This is a genomic window from Altibacter sp. HG106 (genome assembly GCF_028561755.1).
Classification (GTDB): Bacteria; Bacteroidota; Bacteroidia; order Flavobacteriales; family Flavobacteriaceae; genus DFVG01.
This window is the reverse complement of record NZ_JAQQTD010000002.1, coordinates 17,035-31,603: the sequence shown is the minus strand read 5'-3', so window position 1 is coordinate 31,603 and position 14,569 is coordinate 17,035. Positions and strand designations below refer to the sequence as shown.

Annotated in this window: 10 protein-coding genes; 2 read left to right on the top strand and 8 right to left on the bottom strand. The window is 43.0% G+C overall.

Annotation, left to right across the window (positions count from 1 at the left end; all coding sequences use genetic code 11):
• Positions 1 to 10: 10 nt before the first annotated feature.
• The 4 genes from PO830_RS02915 to PO830_RS02900 form a co-directional block, all read right to left on the bottom strand.
• On the bottom strand, positions 11 to 1,540 hold the full coding sequence (locus PO830_RS02915; protein WP_272852045.1) for an FG-GAP repeat domain-containing protein: 1,530 nt from the start codon (positions 1,538 to 1,540) through the stop codon (positions 11 to 13).
• A 70-nt stretch (positions 1,541 to 1,610) separates the two neighbouring features.
• Positions 1,611 to 3,677, bottom strand: coding sequence for a glycosyltransferase family 9 protein (locus PO830_RS02910; RefSeq protein ID WP_272852044.1), 2,067 nt, complete (start codon positions 3,675 to 3,677; stop codon positions 1,611 to 1,613).
• 80 nt (positions 3,678 to 3,757) lie between these two features.
• Positions 3,758 to 4,441 carry a hypothetical protein gene (locus tag PO830_RS02905; protein ID WP_272852043.1) on the bottom strand — a complete coding sequence of 228 codons (684 nt, stop codon included), beginning with the start codon at positions 4,439 to 4,441 and terminating at the stop codon, positions 3,758 to 3,760.
• Positions 4,442 to 4,575: 134 nt separating this feature from the next.
• Complete coding sequence (locus PO830_RS02900; RefSeq protein ID WP_272852042.1) at positions 4,576 to 5,352, bottom strand: hypothetical protein; 777 nt, start codon at positions 5,350 to 5,352, stop codon at positions 4,576 to 4,578.
• A 144-nt stretch (positions 5,353 to 5,496) separates the two neighbouring features.
• Between PO830_RS02900 and PO830_RS02895 the strand changes: the two genes are divergently transcribed.
• Both PO830_RS02895 and PO830_RS02890 read left to right on the top strand, forming a co-directional pair.
• A complete protein-coding gene (locus tag PO830_RS02895) occupies positions 5,497 to 5,952 on the top strand; it encodes a hypothetical protein (RefSeq protein WP_272852041.1) in 456 nt (151 codons plus the stop codon).
• A gap of 348 nt (positions 5,953 to 6,300) precedes the next feature.
• Entirely contained in the window at positions 6,301 to 9,876 is a 3,576-nt protein-coding gene (locus tag PO830_RS02890; protein WP_272852040.1) for a T9SS type A sorting domain-containing protein, read from the top strand.
• A gap of 67 nt (positions 9,877 to 9,943) precedes the next feature.
• Here PO830_RS02890 and PO830_RS02885 read toward each other — a convergent pair whose 3' ends face one another.
• From PO830_RS02885 to PO830_RS02870, 4 genes are all read right to left on the bottom strand, one after another.
• Complete coding sequence (locus PO830_RS02885; RefSeq protein WP_272852039.1) at positions 9,944 to 11,524, bottom strand: FAD-binding protein; 1,581 nt, start codon at positions 11,522 to 11,524, stop codon at positions 9,944 to 9,946.
• Positions 11,525 to 11,535: 11 nt separating this feature from the next.
• Positions 11,536 to 11,913 carry a Bor/Iss family lipoprotein gene (locus PO830_RS02880; protein ID WP_272852038.1) on the bottom strand — a complete coding sequence of 126 codons (378 nt, stop codon included), beginning with the start codon at positions 11,911 to 11,913 and terminating at the stop codon, positions 11,536 to 11,538.
• A 325-nt stretch (positions 11,914 to 12,238) separates the two neighbouring features.
• Positions 12,239 to 13,537 carry a hypothetical protein gene (locus tag PO830_RS02875; protein ID WP_272852037.1) on the bottom strand — a complete coding sequence of 433 codons (1,299 nt, stop codon included), beginning with the start codon at positions 13,535 to 13,537 and terminating at the stop codon, positions 12,239 to 12,241.
• The gene (locus PO830_RS02870) at positions 13,521 to 14,555 is read right to left on the bottom strand and encodes a hypothetical protein (RefSeq protein ID WP_272852036.1); all 1,035 of its coding nucleotides are present in this window, start codon (positions 14,553 to 14,555) and stop codon (positions 13,521 to 13,523) included. Before PO830_RS02870 ends, PO830_RS02875 begins: the two co-directional genes overlap by 17 nt.
• Between the last annotated feature and the right edge of the window lie 14 nt (positions 14,556 to 14,569).

Genomic DNA, 14,569 nt, shown 5'->3' with positions numbered 1-14,569 from the left:
ATACGCAATCCTAGCGTTGCGAGTTTTCCAAAACGACAAAAGGAACGCCCGACGCCATCCATTTTTCCACGAATCCTAGCTTCGGAATGACTTCGAACGCCAACGACCCTAAGACCAGATCCAAATCGCCATCGCCATCGTAATCGGCTGCATCCATCACGATCCATCTTCCCACATTAACCTCTGGAAACGTTTGTAGTTGATAAGAATCTCCTTCCTTCTGAAAATACACGAAGCTTTCTTCCGGACTGTTAACCCAATCCGGGAAGAATGAAATGGCGGCAATATCCATATCGCCATCGCCATCAAAGTCATTCACCACGGCATTGTAAGCGCCATTAAGATGAACAAAGACCTCCTGCTTAAATTCATTGTCCCCATTATTCGTAAACACGTATACGCCGTGCCAGGGTTTCAGTACGGGTTTGTAATCGGCGTTATCTCCGGCAGTAAATACAATATCTAAGGCTCCATCGTTATTGTAATCCATCAAGTTGAAAAAACTAGAACCCATGGACGGTGAGAAAGACAAGACCCGTTCTCTTGTGAAATTCGCCTTCCCATCATTATAAAAAATATCGATGCCTTCGTCCCCTTGTGCAAACAGGGCGACGATATCCTGGTGTCCGTCATTATTCATATCTTGAATATACGCTTTGATGGCTCCCGGCAAGGGGTGCAATACCTCCTTGCGATAGCCTTGAGCGTTTTTGAGGAATAGCGAAAGCGCCCCTGTCCATTTTCCAAATTCACAGACCACAATATCGCTCTCTCCGTCATTATTCAAGTCGGCATAACTAGCATGCACCGGGCGTTGCAAGCGGTCAATGACCGTCTCAGCCGCATCAGCTTGGTTTATGGGCATTTGGACAATACTGCCTAATGGCGCATCCGTTGGAGAAAAGCTGCCCATCACTGTCAGCCATTGCCTATTTTCTATGATTTCAATACTTACGACACCTTCGGCGAGATTTCCGGTTTGTACAACTTCTAAGGCGTCGGAAAACACGGTAAAGCTTTGTGTCATGGCATCGCCTAAATAAAGACTTCCGTCATTAGAAAATTGGACCAGGGTACTGCTGGGAATACGCACCTTTTGCTTCGGAATGTGAACCTCAAACTGAGACAGCGTTTTTGAAATATTCTTTTCTGGCGGAAGGGGTAGAGAATCCGGGGCTTCCGAAAGGTAGTACTGTGTAATCGCGTGCCACGTAGTGCTGTCGAGCGTCGCTTCCGCCGGAAACAATCCGCTTTCCAAAACAATGTTTCCCCCTTCATTATTTTCAAACAAAGCAGCACGTTCGGCTGGATGGTCATAAATTCCAAACATGTAACCCATTCTGGGAAGCATGAATTGCTCCCAGGTGTCTTTATTCAGCAATGAAGGTTCGGGGAATTGATGACAACTGGCACAGTACAGTTGCGCTAGTTTTTCGCCTGAAGCAGGTTTACTTTGTCGTGTGACGGAGGGAGGATCGTTCTTACAGCCGGTAAGGAGCAGAAGCAAGCAAGTACTTAGCCCTAAGAGAAAAATTCGCATACGATAGAATTACTTCTCTAAAATCCAAAATTACACGCTTCGAAGCTGCGTCTGGATTGTTACCAATTCGTTATTTTTTGAAGGAGGGGATCTCGTAAAGTACTCCCTGTTGCAGCAGTACGTCGATCACACTGTGAATATCGGCGCTGTTTGAAACCTCGGCTATTCGATTCTGCAGCAAGTTTTCAATGTCATCACGCATTTGTTCATTGTGATATTCCAGTAACAATTCTTGATCTCCTAAGCGAAGCAAGCAATCTTTTTTGGTGAATTCTGTCGTCACCTGGGGGTTGGCGACAATTGTATCACTTATTTCAGGATAGGCTTTTGAAAGCACTTTATATACAGCCTCCTTGACACGGGCCACGGTAATAGAATTAAGACATATTTTATGCTCACAATTTAGGATGACGTCGTAATTGCAGCGAATATTACAGGTACCCTTTTTACCCCAAATAAGCTCGTTATGTTCGGCAAAACTTCCCCAGCTTCCCGGACCGGTAGGTCCGTAGATTCCAACCGAAGGCACATTGAAACCACCAGCAACATGGGTTATTCCGGCATCGTTCCCTATGTGAAATAAAGCACCGGCCATCGCTTCGCCAACATCGAGCATCCCCCCGGTGATCATCGTAACACGAGACCATTTCTTGGTAAAATGTGCTTCGATATCGGGGTCATCGGGTCCTTTAATGATTTTGCAGTGGAGATTGGGATACTGGTCTAGCAGTTGTTCCACCAGCTGTGCATATTTTTCCGTAGGCCAAATCTTCAGTAAAAAACCAGCCCCATGATGGACGACAAAATAGGGGTTTTCACTTTTGGAGGTAGTTTTAAAATAGGGATATCGTACAAGTTGGTTGTCCATATCTGGATGGAGTTTGGACAACGTATCAATATAATGCTGAATGGCATGTTGATTGACCTTCTTATGCGTCGGATATTTTAGCGCATGCGGAAGGTCATAGCCTCGAAAGGCCGGATAATTTCCCAATTCGTAGATGTGATCATAATCGGATTCCTGTTGTCTCACCACTTCCTCGTTCACTACAGGAATGCTCAAGTATTTGCTGAAGAAATCAACCAGGCGCGGAGCGACCGCAAAATGCAATTCTTCAGAAACTTCTGCCAATTTATAAATACCCGGGATGGCAAAGAAAATATCTCCTAAGCCGCCATAACTTTTATAGACCAAGACTTTTTTTAGTTTGGCAGCCTTCTTAGGAATCACTTCGGAAAGGATGTTTTCCACCCCCTGCCAAAATTCGTGTGGTGCGGCTTCCATAGCGGTTATAGCGCCCTTGGGATCGTCAGGATAAAAATCAAAGGAAAACGTGCCTACACGATCGTTCGCAATCATTTCACAGCCAGACAGGAATGCTTCCGCAGCAAGCCTTCCCGAAGGTTCCGGCCACACCGGTTTGCAGATAAATTGTTTTGTTTTGCCCAGAATTTTCAACACCTCTTCATTAGGAATGGGATCGTGGAATGATATGTTCGATGGCATTTCTCGCCGCAAGCGTTGTCGACCATATACTTTGAACTGTGTATCGGGATGGGTTTCGGCATAGGTAACATACTCATGACCACCTTTCAGAAAATTGAGATCTCCAAAAAAAGGTATGACCTTATCCTCCTTCTCTTCGGAAGGCTGTAATAGAGAGGTCGTTACCGTTGGGGGCATAATAAGGTGCTGGGCAATGGCCTCTCCATAAAAATCATAATGCGCTTGGTAGTGCTTAGGTGACTGAAAAACATTTAGCGCAGCATTTCCGAAGAGACGTCGGTACACATGAAACTTATCTGGGTTGCAACAACGCCGGACGTTACGATCTACGGTACAGAGAATATTCCTTCGGATACAGAAATTATAATCATACTCCAATTTAATGTAGGGGGTGGTGGCCTCCAACAGAAATTCTAAGAGTGGAAGTTCATAACGACACCGAGAAGTACTATTAACCACACAGAGATCCGCGTTTGATATCCGTTTTTTTGATTCGGACAAATCGTTTAGATAATCGAGTTGTACGGTATATCCTTTTTTCTCTCCTAAAAGAATGAGCTCCTTAATGGTAAGTTCTGCACCACGCGGGGTAGTGAGTGATGTATCATGTAAAAATAAGATTGTTTTCAAAAGCGGAAATTCAATACATCGGGCACTTCGACAGTTGGGTACAGAAGAAAGAAATGCCCGATGGAACTAAAACAGGGGAATTAATTTTTTTCGAATACCAAGATATCGGTACCGCCGCCGCCACCGCTCACATCTCTAAGTTCGACGCGCGTAGTCGAGACACTAAACACGTCCCAGTCGTCATTAAACTCATCAAAAGGAGAACCCGAAAAGGCAAGACTTAGTCCGTTACCTCCGCTGGTCACCAGCCAGGTACCCGTGTTGGTATTGCTTCCATTACTGGCGGTTACTGCGTTCCCGCTCATAAAGTCGACACCATAACCTGCATAGGTTCCGGTTTGATCGGAGCCACTATCGATATAGGATTGTACGGCCCAGATTCCGTCGAGCAATATGTTTGTAAGTGCCGATCCATCATCGTAATAGCCATCTCCATAGTAGCCGTCGTCGTAGTAACCATCATCATAATAGCCGTCGTCATAATACCCATCACCGTAGTAACCGTCGTCATAATACCCGTCATCGTAATATCCGTCATCATAATAGCCGTCGTCGTAATAACCATCTCCGTAATAGCCGTCATCATAGTAGCCATCATCGTAATAACCGTCTCCATAATAACCATCACCGTAATACCCGTCACCAAAAAACCCTTCGACCTCATCGTCTGGAGAACAAGACGAAATAAGTGCTCCGGTAATAGAAATGGTAGATGCTGCCAATAAGGCCTGACCCGATTGTTTTATAAATTTTCTCCGTTCCATAGGTGATGTTTTTAAGGTGAAACATTTAAAAGTAGTGAAAAGATGGTACATTATGGTACAAATTTCTTTCCAAGAACTATGTATACAACAAGTGGAACAGATTTTACCCTACCCTGTATTTGAAAAAAAATTATTTATTGAATGTCGGGATTAAACGGAGCGCGATCATCCTTATCGGGGACGCCATCTAAATCGGAATCCCGCACACCGTCATCAATCACCAATAACTGAAAGCTTATCGGCAAAAATGTATTCATGACCTCTGCTTCAAATTGTGTGGTAGGCGCTACGGAAACCGAAGCAGAAACTTGGGTAAAATTGGTGGTCGGTTCGTACAATGTATTTACCCAAACCAATCCGGTAAAGGTTCCGAATTCAATAAGACGTGCACTAAAGGTAAGTTGAAAGGTGCCGGTATTCGTCGACTTTGTTTCCGTGCAAATCACATTAAAATCTCCATTAAATTCAAAGAAATTAAACATCGAATTTACTTCAAAAGCCACGACATCATTTATAGGGACCTGGCCTTGTAGCGAAAGCAAGGGCACATAACGCCATACCACATTATTGTCGTTCCGAAGTACATTTACTCCCACTGAAGGGGGATTATTTACCGAAACCTCAACGGCGGTATATCCCTGCGGAAGCTGGAATCCCAACTGTGGATAGGCACTATGAATGAATTGCATCCCGGGATTTTGAATGGTGGGTATTTGGGTAAGTGGAACCGGTAGCGCATTACTGTAATCCCAGTACAGACCGGTTATCCCTTGGGCGTTGCTACAAATACTCGAATTGAAATCCGCCAGCGGGTCTTGTTGCGTTGTTGGAGTGTCATCGTTACTACATCCGGAAGTAACGAAAAGTAGCGCACTCACCAGCGCAATTGAAAAAAGTGTCTGAAATCTCATAATTCTTGTTTTTACTTACATCGGCGCTACCGTAAATTGTCATCACCGCTATTGTAAATCATTTAACCACAGCTACTATCTATCGTTTTTTTCGTATCTTAATACTACTTTATAAGCTCATTGACAGACTCTTATCTTCTCATTATGAACAAACAACTCTTTCTTTTATCAGGATGGGTATGTCTTGCTTTACTTCTTATGGCAGGCTACAGTCCTAGCACAGATCCTTCCGTTTCTCAATCATTACAAGGCGTTTGGGAAATGGAACACCAGTATATGTACGAAAATGGTGAAATCACAGACACCATGTACAACATGCATGGATACCGACAAATTAAAATGTACAGCGGCAGCAAAGTGATGTGGTCTCGTTTTAATCCGAATGATCCTAATGAATGGTTTGGGTATGGCACTTACAGCATTCAGGATGGTTGGTTGGAAGAACGACTGGAATATGCTTCCGGCCCGATGATGGAAATTGTAGACACCACCCAGGTCTTCCGATTTCAGCTCGTAATAGAAGGAGATCGATTCCGACAAGTGGCATTGGACAATAACGGACAGCGGTATTATTCAGAAAATTATAGACGCATTGAATAATACAAAAAAAGCCCATTAGCCTCAGGCTAACAAGCTTCTCATTGGTCAGATTTCTCTGATCCACGTTCCTCATTTTCATGAGGACAACACAACGTCTTTATAGGGTAACCCAAAAGCTGGGTTTCTTACTCTGTTTACTGCAAAAATAAGAAAAAGTATTGATCTGAAATAAGGAATTCTGTAAAATAACAAAAGGGTTTGTGGTGTAGAAAAAAGGTGATTTTCTCCCTCTATGAATTCATGTAGAAAAAGTTCATTCGTCTAATTTTTAATCCGTTGCTCCTTTATTTTTGTGAATCTCGTTTCTGGGTTGTTCCTTGCTTTCTTATTTAGTAAGACAAAGCAATCATGAAAATACTAGTACCCCTTTTGCTACTTATGGGCAGCCTGACCACGTGGGCCCAAGCCGTTAATGACGAGTGTGCTACGCGAACTACAATCGCTGTTACCACCTCTGAAAACACCTATTCGATAGATACCTCGACCGCCACGGAAAGTCTTGATGGAAGTTGCGAGTCGGTAGGAAATAACAATCTAGATGTATGGTATGAATTTACCATGCCTGTGAACGGAAATGTACGCATCACAAACATCCCAAACACTGTTACGCGAAGCCTGTACGATGTTTGTGGCGGAACCGAACTAGTATGCGCTAACAATGACGGGTTCTTTTTCGCATTAACCAGCGGAACCACCTATGTATTGAGAATTGCAGAGCGATCAGATTTCGCGGGGAACGTGGATTTCACCATTCAAGCCTTTGAAGAAATTAGTAACGACGAGTGCGCTGATCGTATCCCCATTACGGTTCCTACAGGAGGTACCAATACCTATAGCTTCGATTCTAGACAGGCCACCGAAACCTTAGATGGTTCGTGCGAAGGAGCCGGAAACCAAAACTTGGATGTTTGGTACGAATTTACCATGCCCGTGAACGGAAACGTACGAATTACAAACATCCCCAACACCGTTACTCGAAGTCTGTATGATGCTTGCGGGGGAACCGAATTGCGTTGTGCATCGAACGACGGCTATTTCTATAACCTAAGTTCAGGAACAACATATGTTCTTAGAATGGCGGAACGAGGGCTGTTTGCAGGGCTGATAAACTTTGATGTGGAAGCGTTTGAAACGGCAGTTAATAATGAATGTGCTAACCGAATTGGTATTACCGTACCACTGGGTAGTAGCAATTCTTATGATTTCGATCCCAGAACCACCAGTGAAAGCATCAGTGCCAGCTGCGAAGGTGGCGGAAGCACCTACCTTGATGGCTGGTACGAATTTACCATGCCCGTGGATGGAAATGTAAAAATTACCGGACTCCCAACCACTGTTTCACGAAGCCTCTTTGATAGCTGCGGAGGAACCGAATTGATCTGTGGCTTTAACGATGGTTTCTTCTTCGATCTAAGCGCGGGAGCTACCTATGTGCTGCGCATTGCGGAGCGCGCCGATTTTTCGAGCCCTATTACCTTCTCGGTAGAGGCTTTTCCTACCATTTCAAATAACGACTGTGTTGATCGCACCCCTATTACAGTATCCACAGCTGCCGTAAATAACTACGCTTTTGATCTTAGACAAGCTACTGAAAGTTTAGATGCTTCTTGTGAAAGTACCGGTCAGCAAAACCTAGACGTTTGGTTTGAGTTTACCATGCCTGTTGACGGAAATGTGCAGGTGACGGGCATACCCACTACCACCACCAGAAGCTTATTTGATGCGTGTGGTGGCATTGAATTGGGCTGTGGGAGCAATGATGGTTTTTTCTTTAGCCTTTCAAGTGGAACCACTTATGTGCTGCGCATTGCGCAACGCGCAGATTTTGCCGGCTTGATTGATTTTGGTATTCAGGCTTTTGAAGCCATTGAAAATAATGACTGCGCCATGGCCATAGAAGCGCCGGTAGGGGTGGTTGCTCCTACGACCATCGATTTTGATTCAAGAGGTGCTACGGAAAGCCTGGATGCCAGTTGCGATACCGCATCGCAAATTAATATGGATGCCTGGTACGAGATCACCATGCCATTTGATGGCGATCTGGAGGTAACCAATGCCACTAGCTTCACCCGAATAACGGTTTTTGATGCTTGTGGCGGAGCCGAAGTGAGTTGCTTCTCCGGAAACAGTACGGTTTTTGGTCTTGCCGGGGGGACAACCTATTACCTTCGTGCCGCACGCCGAGCAGATTTCAGCAATGCCGACCCTTTCGACATTCAAGCCTTACCCTCGCCCCTTCCCGGCTGTACTACTACCACCGAATGGATTTCAGGGGGCTGGAATAACGGAACTCCAGACCTTTCCAAAAATGTGATCATTAGAAGCACATATGACACGGCAACCCACGGTAGTTTTTCGGCCTGTAGCGTGTCTGTAGATAGTGGTATTACCCTGCGCGTAAATAGCGGTGATTATGTGGAAGTCGCCTACGACATCAACGTGGTGGGGACGCTCGATATATTCCATGAGGGAAGTCTGGTACAACGAGACGACGCGGCTATCACCACCAATAATGGCATCATAAGAGTTCGAAAAACCACACCCTTCCTCAAGCCTCGAGACTTTATGATCATGAGTAGTCCAATGAGTGCCGAAACGCGTGAAGATGTGTACAGCAGTGCATTTTTAGTGTTAGCGCATACCACCGGAAACTTTGTGCCTAATGCAGACGTAGCTGCGGCCTTTCCTTCAGCAGAGAATTTTGCTGATGATAACGGTGATTTTTGGAATCCGCATAGCGGAAACCTAACTTTGGGAGAGGGATATCTGGTACGCCCCCAAGCTAATTATCTCGATGGTAACCAAACGTATGACCTAACCTATACCGAAGGAACCTTGAACAACGGTACGGTGACGGTTCCGTTGCTGTTCAACACGACTCAAAATGACAGTCCGAATGTCCTTGGAAACCCATATGCATCGGCAATATCGGCCGATGATTTTATCAATGCCAATCCGGAAGTAGAAACCTTATACTTCTGGGAACACCTCACGTCGCCCAGTCCGTCGCTTCCAGGGGCAGGAAGTATGAACTTTAGCATGGAGGATATCTCGATGTACAACTTAATGGGAGGCTTAGTTGCGGCATCAGACCCATCTGGGATCGATACGGAACCCAACGGCATCATTGCTTCGGCCCAGGGCTTCGGGGTAAAAGCGTCAGCTGCCGGAACAGCCACCTTTACTAACAGCATGCGTCGTCTTACCGGAAATGATACCTGGCGCGATGTTTCCGAAGAGAAAAACCGACTCTGGCTATCGGTACAGAGTTCAGAATTCGACTTAAATAATAGTACCTTGATTGGCTTTTCTGAAAATGCGTCCGAAGGCATCGACCCCGGTTATGACAGCAAGCGACTGGCCACGGTAGTCTCGCTATTCTCGATGACAGACCTGGGAGATGAACTAGGCATTCAAACAAGAGAAGCTTTTCAGGAGGATATTAAAATTCCGCTTGGATTTACTTCCCTCCTGGACGCCGAAACCACCTACGAAATATCGCTACAGCACTTAGAAGGAAGTATGTTGATAAACGCTACACCTTACTTGTTTGACAATGCAACCGGAGTTACTGTAGATCTTTCGCAAGAAACGTATCGTTTTGTCAGTCGAAAAACGACCACGCCCAGAAGCTTTACCTTGTTCTTTAAAGAAACTACTACCTTAGGGGTAACCGACTTAGCTACATCATTCTTAGAGTGGTACCCAAACCCAGCTTCCGAAAACATTCAATTGCTCAACCCAGAAACTCAAAAAATCACTGAGGTATCCATTTATAATGTAGTAGGAAATGAGGTTCTGAAACAAACGTTTGCGGGAGTTTCAGAAGCCACCATAAACATTGGCCATCTGGCTAGTGGCGCCTACATCATCAAAACACAATCGGACCAAGGGATGCAGATACATCGTCTGCTAAAACGTTAACATTCAACTAACTTCCGATTACGAAAAGCCCTTCCGCAATGGAAGGGCTTTTTATTGAAGATACATTTTAAACAATGTCATGTACAATGGTATCGAGTCCGCATCGCGCCATAAAGGGATTGGTAAAAACGCGCATGGCTGAAGGGGTCATAAGCGTATTTCGAGCATGGATCCATGCGGTTACCGCGGAAGTACCATACATGTTTTTAACCCGCGTTTCGTTTAAAATAGCATTAAATTTTCCCCAATGTAAGGTGTACGCTATTCCCTCCATTTCCAAGCGCTTCCAAACGGTATCGAAAAAATCTCGAGATTTATTACTATCCAAACCATCCATCTCTAGCACACAAGAATTTGTAAACTTCGTGAAGCCTAAGGTAGCGTTTGTACCTTTCACATAGCGCAGTGCCAACCCGCCGGCAAAGGGTTTTGTTTTGTTTATTTCCATGATCAGGCTAACCGCTCTTGGGGTATCTTCTATCGACAATCCTATGGCTGCACTCGCCACCTGCCCTCTAAATTTTGTAAAGTTAAAAATATCACCGATGGTTCCAGTTTGAGGGGGTCTAGGCGTAAAGGCATCTTTGAACATGAGGTTGACCAGGGGTGGAATCAACGCATCCGAAAGTACCGCTAGTGTATCGAGTAGCGAAGAAATAATACCCAATAGGTCTTCGCCATATTTAAATTTTTCCGAAGGGTGCATATCTACAGCCGCCGGATCAAATGGCTTTTTGAACATATATTTCAGAAAAGCACCTTTTTGAGGATTGTCGGGTTCGAAATTGTGAAGGTTAAAGAGAATTTCAAAATGATAAAGTTCCTTGCCTGGACCGGTTCCCGGTAGTGGAAACTGACTGAAGTCGAGTGTGGTCATCACGGTTTTGAGCACGTCATCGTACGGAATATTTCCTACGCGTCGTTCCTCCAACAAAAACTGAGGCTCCGTTTCGATCATGACTCCATGAATAAAACCAAAACTTCCGAAGCTCACAACGGCAGCATCAAAAATAGCGTCATCTCGAATTACCTCATCCACCTCCAATAATTCGGCCCATGATTGAGAAATCACCGGATAGGATGCGCGTTCAATCCACACATGAGTATCCGCATCCGTTATTAAATGAAGTCCCACCACCGCATCGTGAACCGCCCCCACTTGAATCGCCGCCCCATGGGTACCCGTTGATAAGGCACCGGCGATCGTCTGACCATTACTAGCACCCGAAGCTCTTATGGAACGCTGCGGTTTCTTTTGCGCCAGACGGGTATTAAGTTGATGAATCTTTGTTCCGCATTGAAGAAAATAAAGGTCCTCGTGTGATTTTTCGTAATTAGGATCTAAATCTTCAGCAATGATGGGGAACGAAAAATTTAAGGATAAGGTATCTATCAGTCCGCCTTCCGTCATCCCCACCTTCGAGAACGACCAACCACGCCCTAGCGCTCGTAGTGAAAGATTATTCTGAATGGCATGATCTATCAACCACTGGACATTTTTCGTGGTAGCGCGATAGCGCTCCCAACCGCTATTTCCCGGAGGATTGACTAGTTTAAAGGAAGCGTCTTCCACCAGGGTTTGTGTGAAATTTTCGTGGGCATTGCGCCATTCTGTTTTAGGTCTGGAAAGTATCCCTTCAGGCAGCATATCATTTAGTTTTAAGGATGATCTCTTCCTTGCTCGCCTTCATCTACTTCGGCGCATTTGTACGAAACTGTTCGATGGTTGACGATGCCTAGTGTGACGAAATTGAGCAAAAAATCACCGAAAGAGCTCTTTACTTCCACGGAGGCCATTGCGTTGTTCGCACATGGACAATCGGTATCTGGACTGTTGGGACCTACCAAGACTTCATCAGAGCCGCCAATGCCCCACCAGTATTTCCAATGGGATAGCTCATGACAGGCCTCGTTATCGAGGGTATCGCTATGGTAATTGGCGATCACTTGGGTAGACATACAGGCATTGCACATCATTAAGATCGCAACATTCGCTATTAATACAAGGAGAAATCGGGTAAATAGGTGCGCCTTCATTTTGAACATATTGCTTCGGAAGCTAACGGAAATCAGTAACTTACTTTGTTAAGAGAATAATGTAAACGGGGAGGTATTCTAAAAGTAAGAAAAAAATAAACACAAATGTCTGTTATAAACCTGTAATTTTCTGAATAACAGTATATAAGAACAACACATACGACTCAAAAGTAATAGGGCGAGTCCACAAAAAAAGCCCCTCATTGCTGAGAGGCTTTTTAACTTTTGCGGTCTGGACGAGACTCGAACTCTTTACTATATTTATTTGATTACCATATACTTATGAAAAGTAAGTTATTCTATTATGCCGTATTTTAGGCCTCAGTTAGCCTTTAGAAAGAATAATTACACTCTCTCGTATTGGTCCAGTAATTTTCTGTTGACTACTTGATTTCAATAATCGAGCAATCCTTATCTCATCGGTATTAAAACCTAAACTTTGGGCAATTTCAGATAAGATTAAGTCAACATTTAAAACTTTTCCACCGTAAGCTGAATTTGATACATTTATATAAGCTCTTCCTCCAGATTTGAGCTTATTATGAAGATTACTTAAAATTCCTTCCATATCATTGAAGTATCCACTGATCATTCGAGGTATATTATTATTCCATAAACGTCCATTTAGTCCGTTAAGGTGTTCCAAAAATTGATTGATTTCATCAACATCAGGATATTTTGTTTCAGGTAATTTTATCTGAACATGTGAGGTGATAGCACTCTTTCTAAGTGTTTTTTCTTTTTCAAATTTATCTATATATCCCAGTATCCATAGCTCTAGACGATATACGTCGGTATAGTCCCTAGAATTCAAATAGGGAGGTGATGTGATTATCAAATCAAAACTTTCATCATCAAGATCCATCAATTTATTCCTGGAATCTGCATTATAATATGTTGAATGATTCTCAACCACCTTAATTTGTCTCTCCTTAGATCGTATATCTATCAAGATAAGTTTAGATACATCAATGAATCTAGTATGAACTTCTTTCCTGTCAAATTTGCGTTCCTCCCAACCACGCCGATAACTCAAACATTTTCCATTTCTAAACACATTACTTACTGGAAGCAGAATGTTTGCCAATGCAATTTCAAATAAAACTGCATAATCACTATGTGTAACTTTAATTGCTTCTATTTTACCAAGGATATCACCTATTCCATTTGATACTTCTTTGTGGAAAATCCATTTGTTTTTTTCCTTTGATTCAAAAAAAGTTTTAGATTCTAATTCGGGTAAAACAACTGCACTCGTACATGATGTTAGATATGTTTCAAATTCAATAAGCAATTTCTCAAATTCCAGGCTTGAGTAGTCCAGTAGTTTTGCTCTTGCAGTCTTGTAGAAAAATGGATTACTCTCAACGGACGTGCATTTAACACCTAGATCCTGACAAGTAAGAGCCGTAGTACCGATGCCACCAAAAGGTTCTAAGCAATTTTCAGGAATGTAGTTTTGCTCTCCCAATATTCGTCTTACAAATTCAGTGGAGAAACCTTCTACAAATGGATACCACCTGTGTTTTGGATGATACAAGTTTGATTTAAAGGATACTAAATCACTGTACTCGTTTGAATAGTCAATTAAATCTACGTCTTTACTTTTAGTTATTTTTCTCACGTTTCTTTGTTCGTATTATTTTAGTCGCAGCTACTGAAGCACTGGTTGTTTCCATATATAATCTAAAGGGAGGGTCGTATATTTTACTATCCCATTTTTCTGTGTCTAGCCAGTTGATTTTTTCATCATTTGGCCTGCCATCATAAAGGACTAATACTCCAACCTTACAGTCATTCTCGTGATCAATATAAATCTTTAATTGTTCGATCCCCTCATTCGCCCGTTCATGTGCTTTTTCATCAAGGTATTTGGTGCCAGTTTCACTCTCCCCTATCCATTTTACCTCAAAAATATAGAGATCTCCTGTTTCGTAATGAACCGCTCTGACATCCAGCTTATCATCAGTATTTGAATTAAAACATTCTCCATCAATCTTGGCATCTGAAATTATCCTATCCAGAAATTGATAAAAAAACATCCCCAATAACACTTCTGGTTCCTTCTTTAATATTCTGTCCTTTTTATTCTGCCAGTACCAGCTCGGCTTATAATCTTTAGGAAATGAATTACGATACCTTTCCAAAACTGACTCAACCTCTTGAATGGATATCCGATGATGCTGTCCTCTCCAATCATTTTGATTGAATATATTAGGTATGGCCTTTACATAATTCCCTTCAAAAAATATGTGTAGACTGTTCCCATCGATAATAAAAAACTTTACTTCTTTGTTAAACGTTGAAATTTCAAACCCCTCATCGTAAAATAGAATCCTCTTTCGACCAAACTTTTTCGATTCTATGAGCTCTCCCTTATTATTTATTTCAACTATATTAGCTTCATCCAGGTTGTAGTCACTGATCAAAGTTGTGGTAAAAATATCCGTTAACTTAATTCCATTTCCCTCTATTACTGAAGAGGAGTCGTAAACTGCAAGAACAAATAAGGAAAACTTGTCAATCTGCGACTGATAGGCAGTTGATCGAATCAGTCTCAAAATTGAATTAATTAAGTCCAAATTATAGCTAGGAGGAGTAAGTTTATCTAATAACGATAATTTCGTGAATATCCCTCCCATTAGTGTATTTATAT

What these genes read in the sequence shown, in the direction of transcription:
- PO830_RS02890 (WP_272852040.1), top strand. Translation starts at nt 6,301, where the DNA reads ATGAAAATACTAGTACCCCTTTTGCTACTTATGGGCAGCCTGACCACG.
- PO830_RS02915 (WP_272852045.1), bottom strand. Translation starts at nt 1,540, where the DNA reads ATGCGAATTTTTCTCTTAGGGCTAAGTACTTGCTTGCTTCTGCTCCTT.
- PO830_RS02900 (WP_272852042.1), bottom strand. Translation starts at nt 5,352, where the DNA reads ATGAGATTTCAGACACTTTTTTCAATTGCGCTGGTGAGTGCGCTACTT.
- PO830_RS02885 (WP_272852039.1), bottom strand. Translation starts at nt 11,524, where the DNA reads ATGCTGCCTGAAGGGATACTTTCCAGACCTAAAACAGAATGGCGCAAT.
- PO830_RS02870 (WP_272852036.1), bottom strand. Translation starts at nt 14,555, where the DNA reads ATGGGAGGGATATTCACGAAATTATCGTTATTAGATAAACTTACTCCT.
- PO830_RS02905 (WP_272852043.1), bottom strand. Translation starts at nt 4,441, where the DNA reads ATGGAACGGAGAAAATTTATAAAACAATCGGGTCAGGCCTTATTGGCA.
- PO830_RS02895 (WP_272852041.1), top strand. Translation starts at nt 5,497, where the DNA reads ATGAACAAACAACTCTTTCTTTTATCAGGATGGGTATGTCTTGCTTTA.
- PO830_RS02880 (WP_272852038.1), bottom strand. Translation starts at nt 11,913, where the DNA reads ATGAAGGCGCACCTATTTACCCGATTTCTCCTTGTATTAATAGCGAAT.